Origin of the sequence: Pseudomonas sp. FEMGT703P, from assembly GCF_002786345.1 — a bacterium.
Taxonomy (GTDB): Bacteria; Pseudomonadota; Gammaproteobacteria; order Pseudomonadales; family Pseudomonadaceae; genus Aquipseudomonas; species Aquipseudomonas peli.
Genome location: NZ_PGCM01000006.1, coordinates 1 through 21,903, shown reverse-complemented (window position 1 = coordinate 21,903; position 21,903 = coordinate 1). Strand labels below are relative to the sequence as shown.

Here is a 21,903-nt window from a genome sequence, read left to right as displayed (position 1 = left end):
TAAGCCTGAATGGCCGGTTGATCGCGGTGCCTGCCTGCGCCCTGATCAGCCCTAGCACTGATGAGTAACCTGATGAACTGGATGTGGTTTCACAAGCTCGGCTCGCCTAAATGGTTTTATGAAATCAGCAGCCGCTGGCTCCCCTGGTTGGCCCTGGCCGCCGCTGTGCTGTTGGCGGTCGGCCTGGTTTGGGGCCTGGCGTTTGCGCCGCCGGATTACCAGCAGGGCAACAGCTTTCGCATCATCTACATCCATGTGCCTGCAGCGTTTCTCGCGCAGTCGATCTACGTGATGTTGGCGGTGGCCGGCGTTGTCGGGCTGGTGTGGAAAATGAAACTGGCCGATGTCGCCTTGCAGCAGGCCGCACCCATCGGCGCCTGGATGACGGCGATCGCTCTGGTGACCGGTGCGGTGTGGGGCAAGCCGACCTGGGGTACTTACTGGGTTTGGGATGCTCGCCTGACCTCGATGCTGATTCTGCTGTTCCTGTATTTCGGTGTAATCGCCCTCGGCAATGCCATCACCAACCGTGACAGCGCGGCCAAGGCCTGTGCGGTGCTGGCCATTGTGGGTGTGGTGAACATCCCGATCATCAAATACTCGGTGGAGTGGTGGAACACCCTGCACCAGCCGGCCACCTTCAGTGTGGTGGCCAAGCCAGCCATGCCGTTTGAGATGTGGATGCCGCTGCTGATCATGGTACTGGGCTTCTACTGTTTCTTTGGGGCCGTGCTGCTGATGCGCATGCGCCTGGAAGTGCTCAAGCGCGAGGCCCGCAGCAGTTGGGCTAAAACCGAGATCAAGGCGCAGGTGGAGAAGGGGCTATGAGTTTTGCCAGCTTCAGCGAGTTTCTCGCCATGGGCACCCACGGGCCTTATGTCTGGTCCTGTTATGCCATCAGCCTGGCTGTGCTGGGGCTGAATGTGGCGCTGCCAATCCTGGCGCGTCGCCGTTATCTGCAAGACGAGGCGCGTCGTTTGCGCCGGGAGGAGTCGAAGTGAACCCCGTGCGTAAAAAACGCCTGTATATCGTCCTGGCAATCATCGCCGGTGTCGGCATCGCTGTGGCGCTGGCCCTGAGTGCGTTGCAGCAGAACATCAACCTGTTCTACACCCCTACCCAGATCGCCAACGGCGAAGCCCCGCAGGACACCCGCATCCGTGCTGGCGGCCTGGTTGAGGAGGGCTCGGTGAAGCGCTCCAGCGACTCACTGGACACCGATTTTGTCGTCACTGACGGCGCCAAGAGCGTGACCATCCGCTACAGCGGCATCCTCCCGGACCTGTTTCGCGAAGGGCAGGGCATCGTCGCCATGGGCAAGCTCGATGCCAGCGGCGTGCTGATTGCCGATGAAGTATTGGCCAAACACGACGAAAACTACATGCCGCCGGAAGTCATGCAGGCCTTGGAGCAGAGCGGCATGAAACAGCAGCACGACGCGGCCAAAGCGGCCAAGCAAGCGTCCCCATCGGAGTACGCACAATGATCCCTGAACTCGGCCATCTGGGGATGATTCTGGCGCTGTGCATGGCGCTGGTGCAGGCAACACTGCCGTTGATCGGTGCCTGGCGGGGTGACCGGCAATGGATGAGCCTGGCGCAGCCGGCTGCTTGGGGGCAGTTCGTCTTTATGCTGTTTGCGTTCGTCTGCCTGACCTATGCCTTTATGATCGACGACTTCACCGTCGCTTATGTGGCCAACAACTCCAACAGTGCGCTGCCGTGGTATTACAAATTCAGCGCCGTGTGGGGCGCCCACGAGGGGTCGCTGCTGCTGTGGGGGCTGATCCTTGCCGGTTGGACCTTTGCTGTGGCGATCTTCTCGCGGCAGTTGCCGGAAGAGATGCTCGCCCGTGTGCTGGCGGTCATGGGCATCATCAGTATCGGCTTTTTGTTGTTTTTGATCATCACGTCCAATCCGTTCGAGCGGCTGCTGTTTGACACCCCGGCTGATGGCCGTGACCTCAACCCGCTGTTGCAGGACTTCGGTCTGATCATCCACCCGCCGATGCTCTACATGGGCTATGTCGGCTTCTCTGTGGCCTTCGCCTTCGCCATTGCGGCGTTGCTGGGCGGCAAGCTCGATGCAGCATGGGCGCGCTGGTCGCGGCCGTGGACCATCGTCGCTTGGGCCTTTCTTGGCATCGGTATCGCGCTGGGCTCGTGGTGGGCCTACTACGAACTTGGCTGGGGTGGTTGGTGGTTCTGGGATCCGGTGGAAAACGCCTCCTTTATGCCCTGGTTGGTCGGCACCGCGTTGATCCACTCCCTGGCTGTGACGGAAAAGCGCGGCGTGTTCAAAAGCTGGACCGTACTGCTGGCGATTGCCGCGTTCTCCTTGAGCCTGCTGGGCACCTTCCTGGTCCGTTCCGGCGTGCTGACCTCGGTGCATGCTTTCGCCAGTGACCCTGAGCGCGGCGTGTTTATTCTGGTGTTCCTGCTGATCGTGGTGGGCAGCTCCTTGGCGCTGTTTGCCATCCGCGCGCCGGTGGTGAAAAGCCAAGTTGGCTTTGCCCTGTGGTCGCGGGAAACCTTGCTGCTGGTCAACAACCTGATTCTGGTGGTGTCCGCTGCGATGATCCTGCTCGGCACCCTCTACCCCTTGGTGCTGGATGCCACCACTGGCGCGAAATTGTCCGTTGGGCCGCCTTACTTCAACGCCTTGTTTGTGCCGCTGATGGGCTTGCTGATGGCTGTAATTGCCGTCGGTGTGATCGTGCGTTGGAAGGACACACCGGTGCAGTGGTTGCTTGGCATGCTCGCCCCGGTGCTGATCGGCAGCGTGGTGCTGGCTGTTATCGCGACGTTCCTGGTCGGTGATTTCAACTGGGCGGTGCTCGCTGTTTGCCTGTTGTCCGCTTGGGTGGTGCTGGCGGGTGTGCGCGACATCCTTGAGAAAACCCGTCACAAAGGCCTGCTCAAAGGGCTGCCAAGCCTGACCCGTAGCTACTGGGGCATGCAAACTGCGCACTTGGGCATGGCGGTGTGTGCCCTCGGTGTGGTGTTGACCAGCGTGGGCAGCTTTGAGCGTGACATGCGCATGGCGCCGGGCGAGTCGGTCGAAATCGGCGGTTACCAGTTTATCTTCGAAGGGGCTGAGCACTTTGAAGGGCCGAACTTCACGTCGGATAAAGGCACGGTGCGGATCCTCGAAGCGGGCAAACAAATTGCCGTGCTGCACCCCGAGAAACGCCTGTACACCGTGCAGCAATCGGTGATGACCGAGGCGGGCATTGATGCCGGTATCACCCGTGACCTGTTCGTTGCTTTGGGTGAGCCGCTGGAAGACGGTGCGTGGGCGGTGCGTGTCCACATCAAACCGTTCGTCCGTTGGATCTGGTTTGGCGCCTTGTTGATGGGGCTCGGTGGCTTCCTGGCCGCTGCGGATAAGCGCTACCGGATGAAGGTGCGCACCCGTGTGCGTGATGCCCTGGGTATGGCGGGGGCGCAGGCATGAAGCGTTTACTGCTGCTGTTGCCGTTAGTGGTTTTTCTGGGCGTCGCGGTGTTTCTCTACCGCGGCTTGTTTCTAGACCCTTCCGAACTGCCATCGGCGTTGATCGGTAAACCCCTGCCGGCGTTCTCCCTGCCGGCGGTGCAGGATGGCAAGCCGCTTACCGACGCTGATCTCAAGGGCAAGCCGGCGCTGGTCAACGTTTGGGCCACCTGGTGTGTGGCCTGCCGCGTGGAACACCCGGTGTTGAACAAACTGGCCAAGTTGGGTGTGACCATCTACGGGGTCAACTACAAGGACGACAATGCCGCCGCGCAGAAGTGGCTGGTGGAGTTCCATGACCCCTATCAGCTGAACATCAATGATGCGCGCGGCACCCTGGGCCTGGACCTGGGCGTGTATGGCGCACCCGAGACCTTCCTGATCGACAAGGACGGCATCATCCGCCACAAGTTTGTCGGGGTGATCGATGAGCGTGTCTGGCGCGAACAGCTGGCGCCGCTGTATCAGGCACTTGTCGACGAGGCCCAGCCATGAAGCGTCTGCTGAGTGCTGCGGTATTAGGGTTGGCCTTGCTGGGCACTGCTCAGGCCGCAATCGACACTTACGAGTTTGCCAGTGAGGCGGAGCGTGAGCGTTACCGCAACCTGGTCGAAGAGCTGCGGTGCCCCAAGTGCCAGAACCAGAACATTGCCGACTCCGATGCGCCGATTGCCATGGACCTGCGCGCGCAGATCTTCCGCATGCTGGAAGAGGGGCAGAGCAACGAGCAGATCATAGATTTTCTGGTCAGCCGTTATGGCGATTTCGTGCTCTACAAACCGCCGGTCACCGCGCGCACCTTGCTGCTGTGGTATGGCCCGGCCGGCTTGTTGGCCGGTGGTTTTGTCCTGCTGGGGGTCATCCTGTTGCGCCGTCGCAGCAAGCCGGGCGTTACCGCCAGCGGCCTGTCTGCCGATGAACAGCAACGTCTGGCTGCTTTGCTAAATCAAACGCCTGTGGATAAGAAAGACTGATGATTGAATTCTGGTTGTGCGCTGGCCTGCTGTTGCTGACGGCCCTGGCGTTTCTGCTGATCCCGGTGCTGCGTGCACGCAAGGTTCAGGCTGAGGAAGACCGTACGGCACTCAACGTGACCCTTTATCAGGAGCGCTTGCTGGATCTGCAAAGCCAGCACGCTGCCGGGGCACTGAATGCTGAGCAGTTGGCCAGTGGCCGTGACGAGGCTGCTCGCGAGCTGCTCGCGGATACTGAGGGTGCGCTGGCGCAGCCGACCCAGCGCAAGCTGGGCAGCACGGTCCCGTTGATTGCCGCGCTGCTGATGCCGCTGCTGGGTTATGGTCTTTATCAGCACTGGGGCGCTATTGGGGATGTTGAGCGCGCGCAGGTTTTTGCAGCGCAGCCGAAGACCATCGAGGAAATGACCGCACGCTTGGAGGCCGCAGTAAAGAGCAACCCTGAGTCGGCGGAAAGTTGGTACTTCCTGGGGCGTACCTACATGGCGCAGGAGCGTGCCGCCGATGCCGTCGTGGCGTTTGAGCGTGCTGTGGGTGTGGCCGGGCGTGAGCCGGAGTTGCTCGGGCAGTGGGCACAGGCGCTGTATTTCGCCGGTGACAAGCAGTGGACCGCGCAATTGCAGGCGTTGACGGATGAAGCACTGAAAGCCGATCCGGCGGAGGTCACCAGTCTTGGGCTGTTAGGGATTGCGGCCTATGAAAGCGGCCAGTTCCAGAAAGCTATCGGTCACTGGCAGCAGCTGGTAGCGGTGTTGCCGGCGGAAGACCCGTCTCGCCAGGCTATTCAGGGGGGGATTGAGCGTGCTCAGGAGCAATTGGGCGAGCCCGTCACTCAGTCAACACCCGCTACCTCTCCGGGCCTTAAAGTTCGGGTTGAGTTGGACCCTGCGCTGCAGGGCAAGGTGCAACCGGGCGATGCGGTGTTCGTGTTTGCTCGAGCGGTCTCCGGGCCGCCGATGCCGCTCGCGGTCAAGCGTCTGAGCGTGGCTGATTTGCCGGCTGAGGTCAGCCTGTCAGATAGCGATGCGATGATGCCGCAGCTGAAGATATCCGGCTTCGAACAGGTGCAGTTGGTCGCGCGCATTTCGCGCAGTGGTAACGCTACGGCCGGTGAATGGATAGGTAGCAGCCAGCCGCTGGCCAGCAAGACTACGGAATTGCAGCAGCTGCGGATCGACAGTGCCGACAGCAAAGCCCCATGAAGTCGTTACTGCGTGGCGTCGTGCTGATTGGCCTGCTGGGACTCGGTGCTTGCGTGCAAACACCAACGGCTACCGCGCCCGTTACCAGTCCAAGTGGCAGTAGCAACCACCCACGCTTTGCCCCGCCACCTGGGGTGGACAGCCAGTGGAATGCGCAGTTAGGGGTGTACGTGGTGGGTGGTGCTTCTCACCTCTATTACCGTGAGCGCACCTATTACCGCTGGAACTCTGGCTGGAGTTTGGCCGGTAGTCCGCAGGGCCCTTGGTTGCCTACCGACAGCAGCGGTGTGCCGCCGGGCTTATATCGTCGTTACGCTCAGTAAGCGTTTTTAGTGGGCAGGGCAGGGCGTCGCTGGGCGGCGTTCGATATCCGGCTCGAAATCTTCGATCAACCGGCAGATGGCCTGACCATCGGGGGCGCACTCGCCTTTGTCGGCCCAGTCGTCGAAGGCGTTCTGCATCACCAGCGCCAGGCGCTGGCATTCCTCGATATGCGCCTGTAGCGCCGCCAAGCGTTCACTGAGCAGGTCACGGACCTCGGCGCAGGGCGCCTGGCCGTTATCGGCACTGGTGAGTATCTGCTGTGTGTCTTTCAGGCTAAAACCCAAGCGCCGGGCGCGCGCGATAAAACGCAGGCGTTGCAGGTCGGTGCTGGAGTATTCCTGGTAGCCGTTATCCGGGTTGCGCGTAGGCCTGAGCAGGCCGAGATCGGTGTAGTGACGCACGGTCTCACTGCTGACGACGGCGGCTTTGGCCAGTTGGGCGACACGCATCGATAAACACTCCGAAAAACTAAAGGCCGCGCCAGGTTAAAACCTGGGGGCGGCCCTTGGGTCAAGCTCGCAGGCTTATTCGGCGATCTGCAGCTTGCGCGCCTCGTGGTAGAAGAAGCGAATTTTCTCGTACTCGAACGGTGAATTGAGCTGACCGTAGCGGAAGTTCACCGTGGAGCGCTGGTCGACCACTTCCAGCAGGGTAATTTCTGGGTGGCTGACACTGGCTTCGGCAACATTTAACCAATTGACCTGGCTCTTGGCGGCAAAGTCTGCCACCAGACCGCCGGTATCACGCAGGTTCGATGGCCCCAGCAGCGGCAGAATCAGGTAAGGCCCGGCAGGTGTGCCGTAATAGCCAAGGGTCTGACCGAAGTCTTCGCGCTGCTTAGGTAGGCCCATGCGCGTAGCAGGGTCCCAAAGGCCGGCGACACCCAGGGTGGTGTTGAGCAGCAGGCGCCCGGTGGTCTGCATGGCACGCTTGCCCTTGAGCTGCAGCGCGCTGTTGAGCAGGTTGGGTACATCACCCAGGTTGCTGAAGAAGTTGCTGACGCCGGTCTGCACCAGGTTGGGGGTGATATAGCGGTAGCCATCGACAATCGGCAAGAACACCCACTCATCGAAGCGGTAGTTGAAGTGATAGACGCGACGGTTCCACGACTCCAGTGGGTCATAGACGTTGAGCGCGTTGAGGGTCGAGCGTTCAAACTCGCGCTGGTCAAGCCCCGGGTTGAACTGCAGGTGCTGCAGCGGTTGTTTGAAACCGTCGTCATCAACGGTGTGCTGGGCATGCGCCAGGCCGCTACCGAGCGCAAGGGTGAAAAACACGGCAATAAAGGTTGGCTTAGCCACGGAAGAACTCCAGCATGGCGTCGCTATTGACGCGGTAGTTGAGGTTGCCGCAATGGCCACCCAGCGGATAAACGGTCAGGCGATCCCCCAGGGTGCGCCGCAAAAAGCCCAGGTCACCTGGGCCGAGGATGAGGTCATCGGCATTGTGCATAACGGCGATCTTGCTGCTGTTTTTCAGGTAATCGGCGACGCCATACAGGCTGATCTGGTCAATCAGCTGCGCCACGCTGCCACCGTCAGTACGTGCGCGCCACATGGGGATCAGTTGCTCGGTCAGGTAACAGTCGAAGTCGCACTGCAGGGCGCGCCGGAAGAACGGCGTAAGACTAGTGCCTTCGCTGATCGGGTAGTTGATCGGGGTGATCAGTCCGCGGCGGTTGATCAGGTCCGAGGTAAAGGCGATATCGGCAGCTGAGAAGCGAAAAGCCGCGCCAATCAGCATGGCCATCTGCTCGTCGTTGAGCTGCTCGCCGGAGTTCTGGAAGTCATAGAGCAGGGCGTCATTGATGTCGACGTAGCCCTTGTTCTGGAAGTAGCGGGTCAACTTGCCCAACACCAGTTCATAGAATGTGGTGCTGTTGTCGATGCCATCCACCTTGGTCTGCACGAGGCGGTCGAGATTAGTGGTCGAGGTGTAGAGGTTGACCGGCGGGTTGAGCAGCAGCACGCGTTTGAAGTTGAAGCTGCGACGCGTCTCGTCCAGTTCGCTGACAAAGGCTGCCTGCAGCGCACCCAGGCTGTAGCCGGTGAGGTGATATTCACTGACTTTCAAGCGCGGATGCTGGGCGCGCACCGCCTGCATGGTGCGGTACAGATCGTCGGCGTCTTCACGGGTAATGCCGGGCGTGGCAAAGCGTGAGGCGGAGGTCATGAAGTCATAGCTGGTCGGCGATGACAATTGCACCACGTGATAGCCCGCACCGTAGAACAGCTTCTTCAGGTATTCCGGGGTGCTGCTGGCGTAATGCGCGCCCGTACCGGCAATGATAAAGATCAGCGGCGCTTCGCCGGACTGTTTGGCAATGCGGTAGTGCATCTTGGTCACCGGCCAGAAGTTTTCTGGCAACTCAAACTCGCGCTCCGGGCGCAATTTGATCTGGTGGTCACTTTGGTTGATGTCCGCATCGGCCGGCAGTTTCGGACGCAGCTCAGGCGGTGTGGTTGCCAGCGTGGCTTCGAAAGGGTTGCTGATCGGGTAGCCATAACTGCTGGCGTCGATATCGGCGGCGCTGACGGGAGCCACCAGCGCGAGGCAACTGAGAAGGGCAAGCAGACGAGGGACAGGCGACATGGCTAAATCTCTTGAGAGCTAGGACTGATGCAGTGCTTCAGGTGCGGGTCGATTTGACCACATAAGCGTGGTTAAGTGCCGTTTAGTTATAGAACTGTCAGTTTTCAGGCAAAAGAACCATTTGAAACTGGGTGCGTCATGGCAATACGGCCAATTGTTCAACCCAGATTAGTTCGCAGGCGCCGTCACCGGTGTCTTCGCGGCTGAGTGAACTGATCCAGCGATAGCCATCGTCACCGTCGATTCGCACCAGCTGTCCACTCAGGCGAATCTGCTGACCTTCTTTGAGTCCGGCCAGGGTGCTGGCTACCGCCGGGTTGGCGGGTATCAGGTGCATATTGGCGCTGTGGATCTCGATCTGCCGGCGTTCGATTGGCAGTTGTTCGGCGCGCCAGAAGTACCAGCGGTTACGCTGGCTGATAGTGATATGGCGCAGCACCTCCGGATCAGCCATCGGTCCCCAGCCGAGCGCCAGATCGGTTGGCGAGAGCTTGGCGCCGCGGTCAAAGTAATAGTCTTCACGCCCGAGGATGCGCGCTTCCAGTTGGAACGGCTGCAACGTACTGACGGTGTGCGCGGCTAAGCGCCAACTGCCGCTGTGTGATGGGGTGCTGGCAGGCGGGCCGCTGGGCGTGGGCAGCACAATGACCCACAGCATCCAGAGGCCGAGCAAGCTTGCGACGATCAGTATCAGGCGACGTATCAGCATGGCTGGATTCTAGCCGCAGCGGCGGTGAGTAGGCGATCTCGGGGGGTGTTATCCGCGACGCGGCGGCTTATCCTACGCAGCCTTTTCAATTGCCCGAGTTACCCATGTCTCGTTATTTGCCTCTGACTGCTCTGCTGATCGCCGCGGCCCTGTGTCTGGCCCTGAGCTTTGTGCTGCGTTACCAACTGATGGAAGGCGCACAGTGGGTTGGTTTATGCGTTGATGACCCGCAGCAGATGGCTTGCCAGGTGCGTGCCAGCCTTGGCTGGTTGATCCATTTCCGTGTATTGGCTTGGGCTGCGCTGGTCTGTGCGGTGTGGGCATTTGTGTTGCCCGGCGCTTGGGGCAAGCGACTGGCAGTGCCGGCCTTGCTGCTCGGCCTGCCGGCGCTGGTGTTGTACAGCGCCAGCCTGGCAGTTTTTGCCGTCGTGCTGGCGCTGCTGCGTTGGGTGCGTGCGCCGCAAATCGCCTGATTAGGCGGCTTGCGCTTTAACCCGCAGGCTGCGCCACAGCGCCGCCACCAGTAGCACGCAGGTCATCGCCCAGCCGATGGCTTGCCAGTTGCTCAGGGTTTCCTGGTACAGCTGCGGTGCAATGCAGGCGCCGATCAGTAAGGCAAGCAAGGCTACTTCACGGCGGTAGCCGCCTACCGGACGGCACAGGTAGACCAGTGCAGGTAGCAACAGTGCCGCGCTGGGGAAGCTGCGGTAGCGCGCATCCACCACCAGCGCGAGCATCATCACCGCACCGGCAAAGCCGCTCAGGGTCAACCACAGTGCGCCCCGGCTATGCAGCCAGTTGAAGGTGTGTGCGCGCCAGCCATTTCGGCTGCTGAGTAGCAGTGCGCCATGGCTCAGCACCATGAGGTTGAGCACGATCAGTGCCCCTGCCCAGAGCCATTCGCCCACGTAACGGCTGGTGATCAGCGTTAGTTCTGCAAACAGGCCGATACAGGCAGCACCCACTGCCGCGAGCAGCGGTAACAAGAGCGCGGCGCGGGGTGAATGGGGACGGCCAGCCCACAACAGGGTAGCGGCTGCAAGTGCCAGGCTGATCATCAGCCAGGTAGGCCACTGCGGCAGGTTGGACACCGGGCCGGCGAGGATTGATTTGTCCTGGCGATCCGCATCGTAGAGCCCCCAATAACCCCCTACGGCACCTTCACTGACGCGTTTCCACGGCTGGTCAAAGGCCTCGATCAGGTTATAGCGCCAGCCGTTTTGCTCGGCCATGGCGACGAAACCACGAATGAATTTCGCTTGGTTGACCAGGCTGGGTACGGCGGTTTCGCGTTGGCGACCTTCGCTTGGCCAGCCGGTCTCACCGATCAGGATGTCCTTGGGGGCATAGGCGTTGCCAAAGGTCTGGCGGACTTCGGCGACTTCATGCAGCGCATTCTCGATACCCGCCGGGTTGTCTTCCCAATAAGGCAGCAAGTGGATGGTGATGAAGTCCACTGCGGGAGCAACTTCCGGATGCTTGAGCCAGAACTCCCAGACATCGGCATAGGTTACCGGCTGCTTGATCTGTGCCTTGACCTGTTCAATCAACACCACCAGTTGCTGCGGGGTCACTTCCTTGCGTAGCAGCGCTTCGTTGCCGACGATCACTGCTTGCACCACATCCGGGTGTGCGTTGGCGATTTTAACCAGCCCGGCAATCTCAACCGCGGTGTCAGCTGGGTTTCGGCTGACCCAGGCGCCGACGATGAGCTTCAAGCCATGTTTGCGCGCCATGTTCGGCAACTCTTCCAGGCCGGTCACCGAATAGGTGCGCAGGCACTCAAAGCGCTCGGCGAGTAGCGCCAGGTCGGCTTCCATTCGCTCCGGACGCAGCTGCATTGGTTGATCGAAGGGTGATTGGTCTTTGTCGAACGGTGTGTAGGACGCGCACTGCAGTTTATGCGTGGGCGTTGCGGCATCCGCCAATGTGACGGGTTGACCAATGCCGTACCACAGGCCGAATAGCGCAAGGAGGCCAAGCAGGCAGGCAAATGCAAAAGGAGCGGTAGGAAAGCGAGAGGTAGCAGGCATGATCGGGCGCGTATGGTGGTTGAGTCGCGCATAGTAGCGGATTGGCACAGTGCCCCGCTGGCTGTTTTTTATGCCCTGTTCGGGTTTTTACCCTCGCACCAGGCCTCATGCCTGGTGATGCAGCCAGGCATGTGTGGGGCGTTCAGCGGCGGCTTTAGAACGCCCCTCAATACGCTGCCAGACCTTCTCGTGAAAGTAGAAACCCACCGAGTTGCACAGCGGTTCGATAGCCGCCACCAGGCCACTGGCTGCGATACTGCCGGTCAGGGCGTAAGTGACACCAAAGGCGATGCAGAAGTGCATGAGGGTGAAGGTCAGGGTCTTGAGCATGGCGCACCTCGAGTGAGAATTATTCTTCATTGAGGTGTAGCGTAGTGGTGAGGCTGCGATTGGTAAAATGTTTGGATTGAATTGCTTTAATAGTTTTTGGTGATTTATGTTCGTGGTGCGCGCCATAAGATAGGCAATAAAAAACCCGCACAAGGCGGGTTTTTTACATTCAAGCGAACTTGAATGGTGTTGCATGCGAGCTGCGTGTTATGCGAACAGCTGTGTAAAGCCAGCTGCATTTCGCACCACTTGCGACCCAAAAATGGTCGGGGTAGGGGGATTCGAACTCCCGACATCCTGCTCCCAAAGCAGGCGCGCTACCGGACTGCGCTATACCCCGATGAACTACTGGCTCCGCGACCTGGACTCGAACCAGGGACCCAATGATTAACAGTCATTTGCTCTACCGACTGAGCTATCGCGGAACGATGGCGCGTATCCTACTGATTCAAAAAGGGAAGTCAAGCATATGCTGACTTCCTTTTAGCAGGTTTACAGCACCTGGGCGATGGCCTGGGTCACCGCAGGCAGGTTTCGCTGGTTCAGCGCGGCGACGCAGATGCGGCCAGTGCTGACTGCGTAGATACCAAACTCAGTTTTCAAACGTTCTACCTGCTCGGCGGTCAAGCCCGAGTAGGAGAACATACCGCGCTGCTGAGCGACAAAGCTGAAGTCGCGTTTGCAGTTCAATGCAGCCAGCTGTTCAACCATGGCCATGCGCATGCCGCGAATACGCTCGCGCATGCCGGCCAGCTCTTCTTCCCACAGGGCGCGCAGCTCAGGGCTGTTCAGCACACTGGCCACCACGGTGGCGCCATGGGTCGGCGGGTTGGAGTAGTTGGTGCGGATCACGCGCTTGGCTTGCGAGAGCACGCGGCCGGCTTCTTCCTGGCTGCCGGTGACAATCGACAGGGCCCCGACGCGCTCGCCGTACAGCGAGAAAGATTTCGAGAACGAACTGGAGACGAAAAACGGAATACCGGAGGCGGCAAACAGGCGCACGGCAAAGGCGTCTTGCTCGATGCCGTCGCCAAAGCCCTGGTAGGCGATGTCGAGGAACGGTACATGCTCGCGCTCGCGCAGCACGTCCAACACGGCTTTCCAATCGTCCAGCGACAAGTCGACACCTGTCGGGTTGTGGCAGCAGGCATGCAGCACTACAACTGAGCGGGCAGGCAGGTTTTTCAGGTCTTCGAGCATGCCGGTGCGGTTGATGCCGTGGCTGGCTGCGTCGTAGTAGCGGTAGTTCTGTACTGGGAAACCCGCTGATTCAAACAGGGCGCGGTGGTTTTCCCAGCTTGGGTCGCTGATCGCCACCACAGTGTTGGGCAGCAAGCGCTTGAGGAAATCAGCGCCGGTCTTCAGTGCGCCCGTACCGCCAACGGCCTGGGTGGTGATCACCCGGCCAGCGGCGATCAGTTCAGAGTCAGCACCCAGCAACAGTTTCTGCACGGCGCTGTCATAGGCGGCAATGCCTTCGATCGGCAGGTAGCCGCGTGGGGCATGGGCTTCAATGCGGGCTTTCTCGGCTTCGGCTACGGCGCGTAGCAGCGGAATGCGGCCTTCCTCGTTGTAGTAAACGCCCACGCCCAAATTGACCTTGGTCGTGCGGGTATCGGCGTTGAAGGCTTCGTTGAGGCCCAGGATAGGATCGCGCGGAGCCATTTCGACGGCAGAGAACAGACTCATGGATGCGGCAGCTCTGAAGAGGAGAAGTGGGGATCAGGCAACACCCGGCTAGGGGTTGCGTAAGTGCGGCGGTAGTATACCGGCGCATAACCTGTGCTGCGACAACAGGCACACGCTTTTCACCGGTTTTGACGTAGGCTTTCAGGCCGCGTCACATCCGCTTGTCGAGGTCCGTCATGTCCGAGTTTCAACTGGTCACCCGTTTCCAGCCTGCCGGCGATCAGCCCGAGGCGATTCGGCAGATGGTCGAAGGCCTTGAAGCAGGTTTGTCACACCAAACACTGTTAGGCGTGACGGGCTCGGGTAAGACGTTTTCCATCGCCAACGTGATTGCCCAAGTCCAGCGGCCGACGCTGGTGCTGGCGCCGAACAAGACCTTGGCTGCGCAGTTATACGGGGAGTTCAAGAGCTTCTTCCCGAACAACGCGGTGGAGTATTTCGTGTCGTATTACGACTACTACCAGCCAGAAGCCTATGTGCCGTCCTCGGACACCTTTATCGAGAAGGATGCGTCGATCAACGACCACATCGAGCAAATGCGCCTGTCGGCGACCAAAGCGCTGCTGGAGCGGCCGGACGCGATCATCGTCACCACCGTGTCGTGCATCTACGGCCTGGGGAGCCCCGAGTCGTACCTGAAGATGGTGCTGCACGTCGATCGCGGCGACAAAATGGACCAGCGCGCCTTGCTGCGCCGCCTGGCCGACCTGCAATACACCCGTAATGACATGGACTTTGCCCGTGCCACCTTTCGCGTGCGCGGCGATGTGATTGATATTTACCCGGCCGAATCTGACCTGGAAGCCATTCGCATCGAACTGTTTGATGACGAGGTGGAAAGCATTTCGGCCTTTGACCCGCTGACTGGCGAGGTCATCCGCAAGCTGCCGCGTTTCACTTTTTACCCCAAGAGTCACTACGTCACCCCGCGTGAAGTGCTGCTGGAGGCAGTGGAGAAGATCAAAGTCGAGCTGGTTGAGCGCCTGGAGTACCTGCGCAGCAATAACAAGCTGGTGGAAGCGCAGCGCCTGGAGCAACGCACCCGTTTTGACCTGGAGATGATCATCGAGCTGGGTTATTGCAACGGCATCGAAAACTACTCGCGTTACCTCTCTGGCCGAGATTCTGGCCAGCCGCCGCCGACGCTGTATGACTACCTGCCAGACCAGGCGCTGCTGGTGATCGACGAGTCCCACGTCTCGGTGCCGCAGGTCGGCGCGATGTATAAGGGCGACCGTTCGCGTAAGGAAACCCTGGTCGAATACGGTTTCCGCCTGCCGTCGGCGCTGGATAACCGCCCAATGCGCTTCGAAGAGTGGGAGGCCGCCAGCCCGCAGACCATCTTCGTTTCCGCCACGCCGGGCAACTATGAAGCCGAGCATGCTGGGAGGGTGATTGAGCAGGTGGTGCGGCCGACTGGTCTGGTTGACCCGCAGATCGAGGTGCGCCCGGCGTTGACCCAAGTCGACGACCTGCTCTCGGAAATTCACAAGCGCGTGGCCATTGAGGAGCGCGTGCTGGTCACCACCCTGACCAAGCGCATGGCCGAAGACCTGACCGATTACCTTGGGGATCACGGCGTCAAGGTGCGTTACCTGCACTCCGATATCGACACCGTAGAGCGCGTCGAGATCATCCGCGACTTACGCATCGGCGCGTTCGACGTGTTGGTGGGTATCAACCTGCTGCGCGAAGGCCTGGATATGCCGGAAGTGTCGCTTGTTGCGATTCTTGATGCGGACAAAGAGGGTTTCCTGCGTTCCGAGCGCTCGTTGATCCAGACCATTGGCCGCGCCGCCCGTAACCTCAACGGTCGGGCGATTCTGTATGCCGACCGCTTGACCGGTTCGATGGAGCGCGCCATCGGCGAAACCGAGCGGCGGCGCAACAAGCAGATCGCCTTCAACGAAGCCAATGGCATTACCCCCAAGGGCGTGTTCAAAGACGTTAAGGACATCCTGGAGGGGGCCGTGGTGCCTGGCGCGCGCAGCAAGAAGCGCAAGGGCATGGCCCAGGCGGCCGAGGAAAGTGCGCGTTACGAGAACGAACTGCGCTCACCGAGCGAAATCACCAAGCGCATTCGTCAGCTGGAAGAGAAAATGTACGCCCTGGCCCGCGATCTAGAGTTCGAGGCCGCCGCGCAGTTGCGTGATGAAATCCAGAAACTGCGCGATCGATTGCTGCAGGTCTGATTGGCTGGGTGTGGAAGGGGCTTTCGCCGCGACAGGCTGACTGTTTGTCCGCGGCTAAAGCCCCTTTCTCAGCTGTGCGATTAACGCCGGCCGAAGATAATCAGCACTACACCGCCGAGGGTGATGCCGCAGGCCAGCAGTGCCATCAAGCTGAGCCGTTCGCCCAGCAGCAGGTAGCCGAGCAGCAAGGCCACCACTGGGTTGACGAAGGCGAAGGTCGACACCAGGCTCGGGCGCACTTCACGCAACAGCCAGAAATACGCGGGATACACGCCCAGGCTGACAGGTAGCACCAGATACGCCAGCCACAGCCAGGCATTGCCGCTAATTGCGCGCAGGTCCAGCGCTTGCCAGTCGCCATGCCACAGGCCGAACAACGCCAGCAATAGCGCGCCGATCAGCATCTGCAGGCTTAGTCCCAGCCAGCTGGAACGAAACGGCGGGCGCTGGCGCATAAGCCAGGCTCCGCCGGCCCAGAGCAGTGTGGCGAATACCACCAGCAGGCCGGCAAACCATTGCTCAGTCGACGCGCGTTGGTCCAAGCCGTTGTTCATCAACAGGACAATCCCGCTGCAGGCCAGCGCCAGCCCACACATTACCCACAGCGGCGGACGCTCACCGAGCAGCCATTCCAGCGCCACGCTCCACAGCGGCAGTGTGGTGTAGAGCATGGCCAGCATGCCGGTGGGCAGGTACTGGTTGGCGTAGATCAGCGCGCCCTGGCCGACGGCAATCAGCGCCAGGCTGCCAATCAGTACGCCGCCCAAGTCGCTGCGCTGGATGCGCAATTGGCCGCTGAGCAGCACCCAGGCCAGGGCGAGCAGGCCGGCAATCGAGAAACGCAGGCTGCCAATGACAAAGGGCGGGACTTCCAGCAAGAGGAAGTGGTTGGCCAGGTAAGTCGTGCCCCAGCCAATGTAGATAATGGCGAAGGCACCGATCAGCAGCAGGGAGCGGGTGCGCGAAGCGGATGCGGACATGGATGACCTGAAACAGCAGCGCGCCGGTATGCGGCGCGCGGAATGGATTAGTGCGCGGCACCACCGGTAGTGCCTACGGGCAGTTTACGTGTCAGCAGAACTGCCAGCATGCTGATGCCGAGGGCGATGCCGATGCAGTGGAAGGCGTCATTGTAGGCCATGATCGCCGCCTGCTGATGGGTGATCTCGCTGAGTTTGGCCAGTGCCGCTTGTTCGCTGCCGAGCTTTTCAGTCAGTAGCGCCAGGCGCTCGGCGACCTGCGGGTTTGTCGGTACCAGCGACTCGCGCAGGTAGTCGAAATACACCTTGGCACGGCTGTCCAGCAGGGTCGCGAGCAGGGCGATGCCAATGGCGCCGCCGAGGTTACGCAGAATGTTGAACAGGCTCGATGCCGAGCCGGCATCCTGCGGTAGCGTATAAGCAGTGGCGATCAGTGAAATGGTGACCATCACCAGCGGCTGGCCCAGCGCACGCAACAGCTGGATGTGGTTGAACTGCTCGCCGGCGAAATCCGGGTTGAGTACCCCGGAGAGGAAGCTGGCACTGCCGAACAGGCCAAACCCCAAGGCGCACAGCCATTTCGGCGAGATCTTCTTCATCAGCAGCGGCACCAGCGGAATCAGAAACAGCTGTGGCACGCCCATCCACATGATCACCTCGCCGATCTGCAGGGCGTTGTAGCCCTGGACCTGCGCCAGGTACAGCGGCAGTACATAGATCGAGCCATACAAGCCCATGCCCAGGCCGATGCTGGAAATACTCGACAGGCCGAAGTTGCGCTCACGCAGCACGCCGAGGTTGATCAGCGGGTTGGGACGCGAGATTTGCAGGATGACGAACAGCACCAGGCTGATCGCGGCGATGCTGCCCAGCCCGCTGATCAGACTGGACTCCAGCCAGTCCTTGCGATGGCCTTCTTCGAGAAACACCTGCAGGCAGCCCAGGCCCATGCCGAGGGTGACGATGCCGGCGTAGTCGGTACTTTTCAGCAGCTGCCAGTCTGCGGGCTTTTTCTCCAGGCCGTACATCAGCCCGGCGATCATCAGCAGGCCGGGCGGCACGTTGATGTAGAAGATGTATTCCCAGCCAAAGTTTTCCGTCAGCCAGCCGCCCAGGGTTGGGCCGATCGAGGGGGCGAAGGTGGCCGTCAGGGCGAACAGCGCCATGCCCTTGGCGCGGTGGTGTTCCGGCAGTTTGATCAGCGTCAGGGTGAACGCCAGGGGAATCAACGCGCCGCCGGTAAAACCCTGCATGGCACGGAACACGATCATGCTCTCCAGGCTCCAGGCCATTGAGCAGAGCAGCGAGGAAGCGAGGAAACCCAATGACACCCACACCGCCAATCGGCGTGCCGACAGCAACTGCACCAGCCAGGCGGTGAGCGGGATCATGATGATTTCCGCCACCAGGTAGGAGGTGGAAATCCACGAGCCTTCCTCCAGGGTGGCCGACAGCGCGCCCTGGATGTCCTTCAGCGATGAGTTGGTGATCTGGATATCCAGTACCGCCATAAAGGCACCGAGCATCACGCTCATCACCGCGATCCAGTCGCGCCGGCTCGGCTCGCCGGTCGGGCGGATCAGCGCATCAGCTGCCATGGTGCGGCTCGGACTGCAGGTCGACCTTTACCTCGACCGACATGCCTGGACGAATCAGCCCCTTGAGTGGGTTGTCGGCGGCAAAGGTAAGTTTCACCGGGATGCGCTGCACCACTTTGGTGAAGTTGCCGGTGGCGTTATCCGGCGGCAGCAGGCTGAACTGCGCACCTGAGGCGGCGAATAAACTTTCGATGCGGCCTTCGATCGGCGTGTCAGGGAAGCTGTCGAAGGTCAGTTCGGCACTCTGCCCAGGGCGCATGTGGCCGATCTGGGTTTCTTTGAAGTTGGCCTGAATCCAGATGTCCTGATCCGGTACCAGTGACAGCAGGTAGGCGCCGGTCTGCACATATTGGCCGTGGCGTGCGGCGCGCTGGCCGATAAAACCGCTGATGGGCGCGCGAATTTCAGTGCGGGCAATATTCAGCTCAGCCTGGGCCAGGTCGGTACGGGCGCTGCTGATCTGCGCTTCCAGACGCTTGATCTCGGCTTGCAGGGTGCTGACCTGCTGACGTTGGGCTTGTAGATCGGCTTGCGCTTTGCTCACTTGCGAGCGGGCAATGCGGCTGTCGGCGGCCAGGGTGGTGACGCGCTCCTCGGAGACGAAACCCGGCTTGCGCAGGGTTTGCGCGCGTGACAGGTCAATCTGCGTGCGGCCCAGGGTGGCTTCGCTGGCCGACACATCGGCACGGCTGGCAGCAATCAGGCTGTCCTGTTGGTTCAGGGTGCTGCGCGCCTGGCTCAGCTCGGCCTCGCGGGTGGCCAGGGTGGCTTCGGCGCGTTGCTTGGCCAGCTCAAAGTCGGCGCTTTCCAGCACCAACAGCAGCTCACCCTGCTCGACATGCTGGTTGTCTTGCACCAATACCTTGTCGATGCGTGCGCCCAGCTGGCTGGACACACGGGTGATTTCACCTTGTACATAGGCGTTGTCGGTGCTTTCAAGGTGTCGGCCGATCAGCCACCAATGGCCGAAAAAGACGGCAGCGATGAGGCTGAGAAGAAGCAGGAAGACAAACAGGCGGCGTTGCAGTTGGGCAGGCATGTTGGGCGCTCGAAGCTCGGGCAAAAGTGTAAGCAAATCTAACAGTGTTCCTTTCGTGCCTGTAGTCGTTAGACTTCGGAAACTTTGTTGCTTATGAGGAACAATCATGGGGCTGGATGATGCGCTGATCTTCACACGGGTGGTCGAGTGCCACAGCTTCACCCTGGCAGCGCAGGGGTTGGGCATGCAGAAGTCGACCGTCAGTCGACGCATTGTTCTGCTCGAAGAGCGTCTTGGTGTGCGCCTGCTCAATCGCACCACACGCAAGCTGCGCCTAACGGAAGTCGGACAGGCCTATTACGAGCGCTGTCGGCAGATCATGCTCGACTTTGCCGAGGCCGAGCAGGCAGTGATGCAATTGCAGTTGGAGCCCTCGGGATTGCTGCGCATCACTGCACCGATTGAATTTGGTCAGCTGTTCCTTGGCAGGGTGCTGGGTGACTTCATGCGCCAGTACCCGCAGATCAGCGCCGAGGTGGAGTTGACCTCGCGGCATGTCGACCCCGTTGAGGAAGGGGTGGATATCGCCATTCTGGTGGGGCAGCCGCAGGACTCCACCTTGATTGCACGCAAGATGTTCGAGACCAGTCGGCGTCTGTATGCCAGTCCGGATTACCTGGCTCGGCACGGTACGCCGCGAACGGTCGAGGAATTGACGGGGCATCGCGCCGTTATGTTGCCGCGCGACTCGTCGCGTTATTGGCCGTTGGCGGGCGAAAACATCACCTGCCAGAGCGTGCTGTCGTGCAACAACATCACCTTTGCCCGAGAAGCCGTCATGGCGGGGGCGGGAATCGCCGGGCTACCCGTGATGATCTGCGGTGCTGCGGTAGAGACGGGGCAACTGGTTGAACTGTTGCCCGAAGCGCGTCTGACGGTCGGCGAACTCTATGCGGTCTATCCATCACGGCGGTTCCAGGCCATGAAGGTGAAAACTTTCCTGGATTTTCTGATACGCAGTCTGTCGTTGTCGGGTGGTCACCTGCTGGAGCCGCCCACGGCTGGCCTGTTACCATCGCCGTCTTAATCCGCGTTCACTGCAACTCTTCGAGACTTTCCATGACCACCGTCCGCACCCGTATTGCGCCGTCGCCCACTGGTGATCCGCACGTAGGCACCGCCTATATCGCCCTGTTCAACCTGTGCTTTGCCCGTCAGCACGGTGGCGAATTTATCCTGCGTATCGAAGATACCGATCAGGTGCGTTCGACGCGTGAGTCTGAACAGCAGATCTACGACGCCCTGCGCTGGCTGGGCATCGAGTGGAGTGAAGGTCCTGATGTCGGCGGCCCGCACGGCCCGTATCGGCAAAGCGAGCGCGGCCACATCTACCAGAAGTACAGCGCCGAGCTGGTCGAGAAGGGGCATGCCTTCCACTGCTTCTGCAGTGCTGAGCGTCTGGACAAAGTGCGTGCCGAGCAGATGGAGGCCAAGCAAACGCCGCGTTATGACGGCCATTGCATGCACCTGTCCGCCGACGAAGTGCAACAGCGCCTGGCGGCTGGCGAGCCGAATGTGGTGCGGATGAAGGTGCCGACCGAAGGCGTGTGCGTGGTGCCGGACATGCTGCGCGGCGAAGTGGAGATCCCATGGGATCGCATGGACATGCAGGTCCTGATGAAGACCGATGGCCTGCCGACCTATTTCCTGGCCAACGTAGTCGATGACCACTTGATGGGTATCACCCACGTGCTGCGCGGTGAAGAATGGCTGCCGTCGGCACCCAAGCTGATCCTGTTGTACGAGTACTTCGGCTGGGAAAAACCGCAGCTGTGCTATATGCCGCTGCTGCGTAACCCTGACAAGAGCAAGCTGTCCAAGCGTAAGAACCCTACCTCGATCACCTTCTACGAGCGCATGGGCTTTTTGCCGCAGGCGATGCTCAACTACCTCGGGCGTATGGGCTGGTCGATGCCTGATGAGCGCGAGAAGTTCAGTCTCGACGAGATGGTTGAGCACTTCGATATCAACCGTGTATCGCTGGGCGGGCCGATCTTCGACCTGGAGAAGCTGTCCTGGCTCAACGGCCAGTGGATGCGTGAACTGAGCGTCGAAGACTTCGCCGCTGGCGCGCAGAAGTGGGCGTTCAACAACAACTACCTGATGCAGATCGCCCCGCATGTACAGGGCAGAGTAGAGACGTTTAGCCAGATCGCCCCGCTGGCCAGTTTCTTCTTTGCGGGCGGCTTGACGCTGGACGCCAAGCTGTTCGAGAGCAAAAAGCTCAGTGCCGATCAGGTACGCCAGGTCATGCAGTTGATCCTGTGGAAGCTTGAAGCGCTGCGTCAGTGGGAAAAGGACAGGATCACTGGTTGCATTCAGGCCGTGGTGGAGCACCTGGAGCTGAAGTTGCGTGACGCCATGCCGTTGATGTTTGCTGCTGTCACCGGTCAGGCCAGCTCGGTATCCGTACTTGATGCCATGGAAATCCTCGGCCCGGATCTGACTCGCTTCCGTCTGCGTCAGGCCATTGAGCTGCTCGGTGGTGTGTCGAAGAAAGAAAACAAAGAGTGGGAGAAGCTGCTGGCTGCCATTGCCTAAGCAGCTGAATGCCCCGTCCGGCCGTCGTTTTGGCGTGCCGGTATGGGGTAAGTGGTTGTTCTGTCAGCATAAAGAATGCAGATGCGGGTAAAAATTTTGTTGACAGGTGTGGGGCGCACTCTTAACATGCGCCCCGTCCTTGAGATGGGGCTATAGCTCAGCTGGGAGAGCGCTTGCATGGCATGCAAGAGGTCAACGGTTCGATC

At 60.4% G+C, this 21,903-nt stretch carries 22 protein-coding genes and 2 tRNA genes; 12 read left to right on the top strand and 12 right to left on the bottom strand.

All coding sequences use genetic code 11. The features are described from left to right. The first annotated feature begins 69 nt into the window (after window positions 1–69). Genes CUR33_RS10160 through CUR33_RS10125 form a run of 8 tightly spaced genes read left to right on the top strand, consistent with a single transcriptional unit; the run spans window position 70 to window position 5,993 of the window. Window positions 70–828 (top strand): heme ABC transporter permease, encoded by a 759-nt coding sequence (locus tag CUR33_RS10160; RefSeq protein ID WP_289239764.1) that lies wholly within the window; start codon window positions 70–72, stop codon window positions 826–828. Further along, window positions 825–1,001, top strand: coding sequence for a heme exporter protein CcmD (ccmD, locus tag CUR33_RS10155; RefSeq protein ID WP_090244811.1), 177 nt, complete (start codon window positions 825–827; stop codon window positions 999–1,001). The genes CUR33_RS10160 and ccmD overlap by 4 nt, the downstream gene beginning before the upstream one ends. Further along, window positions 998–1,486 (top strand): cytochrome c maturation protein CcmE, encoded by a 489-nt coding sequence (ccmE, locus tag CUR33_RS10150; protein WP_090252147.1) that lies wholly within the window; start codon window positions 998–1,000, stop codon window positions 1,484–1,486. The genes ccmD and ccmE overlap by 4 nt, the downstream gene beginning before the upstream one ends. Then, window positions 1,483–3,456 carry a heme lyase CcmF/NrfE family subunit gene (locus CUR33_RS10145; protein ID WP_289239538.1) on the top strand — a complete coding sequence of 658 codons (1,974 nt, stop codon included), beginning with the start codon at window positions 1,483–1,485 and terminating at the stop codon, window positions 3,454–3,456. Before ccmE ends, CUR33_RS10145 begins: the two co-directional genes overlap by 4 nt. Next, window positions 3,453–3,989 carry a DsbE family thiol:disulfide interchange protein gene (locus tag CUR33_RS10140; protein WP_090252152.1) on the top strand — a complete coding sequence of 179 codons (537 nt, stop codon included), beginning with the start codon at window positions 3,453–3,455 and terminating at the stop codon, window positions 3,987–3,989. Before CUR33_RS10145 ends, CUR33_RS10140 begins: the two co-directional genes overlap by 4 nt. Further along, complete coding sequence (locus tag CUR33_RS10135; protein WP_289239537.1) at window positions 3,986–4,468, top strand: cytochrome c-type biogenesis protein; 483 nt, start codon at window positions 3,986–3,988, stop codon at window positions 4,466–4,468. Before CUR33_RS10140 ends, CUR33_RS10135 begins: the two co-directional genes overlap by 4 nt. After that, complete coding sequence (gene ccmI, locus CUR33_RS10130; protein WP_289239536.1) at window positions 4,468–5,670, top strand: c-type cytochrome biogenesis protein CcmI; 1,203 nt, start codon at window positions 4,468–4,470, stop codon at window positions 5,668–5,670. Before CUR33_RS10135 ends, ccmI begins: the two co-directional genes overlap by 1 nt. After that, window positions 5,667–5,993, top strand: a complete 327-nt coding sequence (locus CUR33_RS10125; protein ID WP_289239535.1) for a hypothetical protein — start codon at window positions 5,667–5,669, stop codon at window positions 5,991–5,993. Before ccmI ends, CUR33_RS10125 begins: the two co-directional genes overlap by 4 nt. 6 nt (window positions 5,994–5,999) lie before the next feature. Here CUR33_RS10125 and CUR33_RS10120 read toward each other — a convergent pair whose 3' ends face one another. The 4 genes from CUR33_RS10120 to CUR33_RS10105 form a co-directional block, all read right to left on the bottom strand. Beyond that, window positions 6,000–6,443 (bottom strand): MerR family DNA-binding protein, encoded by a 444-nt coding sequence (locus tag CUR33_RS10120; protein WP_090252164.1) that lies wholly within the window; start codon window positions 6,441–6,443, stop codon window positions 6,000–6,002. Between the two features lie 75 nt (window positions 6,444–6,518). Beyond that, complete coding sequence (locus CUR33_RS10115) at window positions 6,519–7,277, bottom strand: MlaA family lipoprotein (protein WP_167354465.1); 759 nt, start codon at window positions 7,275–7,277, stop codon at window positions 6,519–6,521. 10 nt (window positions 7,278–7,287) lie between these two features. Continuing rightward, complete coding sequence (locus CUR33_RS10110) at window positions 7,288–8,586, bottom strand: serine/threonine protein kinase (protein WP_167145281.1); 1,299 nt, start codon at window positions 8,584–8,586, stop codon at window positions 7,288–7,290. A 136-nt stretch (window positions 8,587–8,722) separates the two neighbouring features. Continuing rightward, a complete protein-coding gene (locus CUR33_RS10105) occupies window positions 8,723–9,295 on the bottom strand; it encodes a hypothetical protein (protein ID WP_167145279.1) in 573 nt (190 codons plus the stop codon). Between the two features lie 104 nt (window positions 9,296–9,399). Between CUR33_RS10105 and CUR33_RS10100 the strand changes: the two genes are divergently transcribed. Next, window positions 9,400–9,768, top strand: a complete 369-nt coding sequence (locus CUR33_RS10100; RefSeq protein WP_289239534.1) for a hypothetical protein — start codon at window positions 9,400–9,402, stop codon at window positions 9,766–9,768. Here the strand turns inward: CUR33_RS10100 and CUR33_RS10095 are convergent, their stop codons facing one another. The 5 genes from CUR33_RS10095 to CUR33_RS10075 all read right to left on the bottom strand — a co-directional run bounded on the left by CUR33_RS10095 (window position 9,769) and on the right by CUR33_RS10075 (window position 13,347). Continuing rightward, window positions 9,769–11,328: a glycoside hydrolase family 17 protein gene (locus CUR33_RS10095; protein WP_289239533.1), complete on the bottom strand. Its 1,560-nt coding sequence runs from the start codon at window positions 11,326–11,328 to the stop codon at window positions 9,769–9,771. 105 nt (window positions 11,329–11,433) lie between these two features. Next, window positions 11,434–11,658: a DUF2061 domain-containing protein gene (locus CUR33_RS10090; RefSeq protein WP_289239532.1), complete on the bottom strand. Its 225-nt coding sequence runs from the start codon at window positions 11,656–11,658 to the stop codon at window positions 11,434–11,436. A 263-nt stretch (window positions 11,659–11,921) separates the two neighbouring features. Then, window positions 11,922–11,998 (bottom strand) — tRNA-Pro (locus CUR33_RS10085). A 9-nt stretch (window positions 11,999–12,007) separates the two neighbouring features. Next, a tRNA-Asn gene (locus CUR33_RS10080) sits at window positions 12,008–12,083 on the bottom strand. 67 nt (window positions 12,084–12,150) lie between these two features. Next, the gene (locus CUR33_RS10075) at window positions 12,151–13,347 is read right to left on the bottom strand and encodes an amino acid aminotransferase (RefSeq protein WP_289239531.1); all 1,197 of its coding nucleotides are present in this window, start codon (window positions 13,345–13,347) and stop codon (window positions 12,151–12,153) included. 176 nt (window positions 13,348–13,523) lie between these two features. Between CUR33_RS10075 and uvrB the strand changes: the two genes are divergently transcribed. Further along, window positions 13,524–15,539 carry an excinuclease ABC subunit UvrB gene (gene uvrB / locus CUR33_RS10070; RefSeq protein ID WP_289239530.1) on the top strand — a complete coding sequence of 672 codons (2,016 nt, stop codon included), beginning with the start codon at window positions 13,524–13,526 and terminating at the stop codon, window positions 15,537–15,539. Window positions 15,540–15,619: 80 nt separating this feature from the next. Here the strand turns inward: uvrB and CUR33_RS10065 are convergent, their stop codons facing one another. Genes CUR33_RS10065 through CUR33_RS10055 form a run of 3 tightly spaced genes read right to left on the bottom strand, consistent with a single transcriptional unit; the run spans window position 15,620 to window position 19,156 of the window. Further along, window positions 15,620–16,519 (bottom strand): EamA family transporter, encoded by a 900-nt coding sequence (locus tag CUR33_RS10065; RefSeq protein ID WP_289239529.1) that lies wholly within the window; start codon window positions 16,517–16,519, stop codon window positions 15,620–15,622. A gap of 47 nt (window positions 16,520–16,566) precedes the next feature. Beyond that, window positions 16,567–18,057 carry an MDR family MFS transporter gene (locus CUR33_RS10060; protein ID WP_289239763.1) on the bottom strand — a complete coding sequence of 497 codons (1,491 nt, stop codon included), beginning with the start codon at window positions 18,055–18,057 and terminating at the stop codon, window positions 16,567–16,569. A gap of 49 nt (window positions 18,058–18,106) precedes the next feature. Further along, window positions 18,107–19,156 (bottom strand): HlyD family secretion protein, encoded by a 1,050-nt coding sequence (locus tag CUR33_RS10055; RefSeq protein ID WP_289239528.1) that lies wholly within the window; start codon window positions 19,154–19,156, stop codon window positions 18,107–18,109. Window positions 19,157–19,262: 106 nt separating this feature from the next. Between CUR33_RS10055 and CUR33_RS10050 the strand changes: the two genes are divergently transcribed. Together CUR33_RS10050 and gltX are read left to right on the top strand one after the other, a co-directional pair. Then, on the top strand, window positions 19,263–20,183 hold the full coding sequence (locus CUR33_RS10050; RefSeq protein ID WP_289239527.1) for a LysR family transcriptional regulator: 921 nt from the start codon (window positions 19,263–19,265) through the stop codon (window positions 20,181–20,183). A gap of 32 nt (window positions 20,184–20,215) precedes the next feature. Continuing rightward, window positions 20,216–21,697 (top strand): glutamate--tRNA ligase, encoded by a 1,482-nt coding sequence (gene gltX, locus CUR33_RS10045; protein WP_289239526.1) that lies wholly within the window; start codon window positions 20,216–20,218, stop codon window positions 21,695–21,697. The last annotated feature ends 206 nt before the right edge of the window (window positions 21,698–21,903 follow it).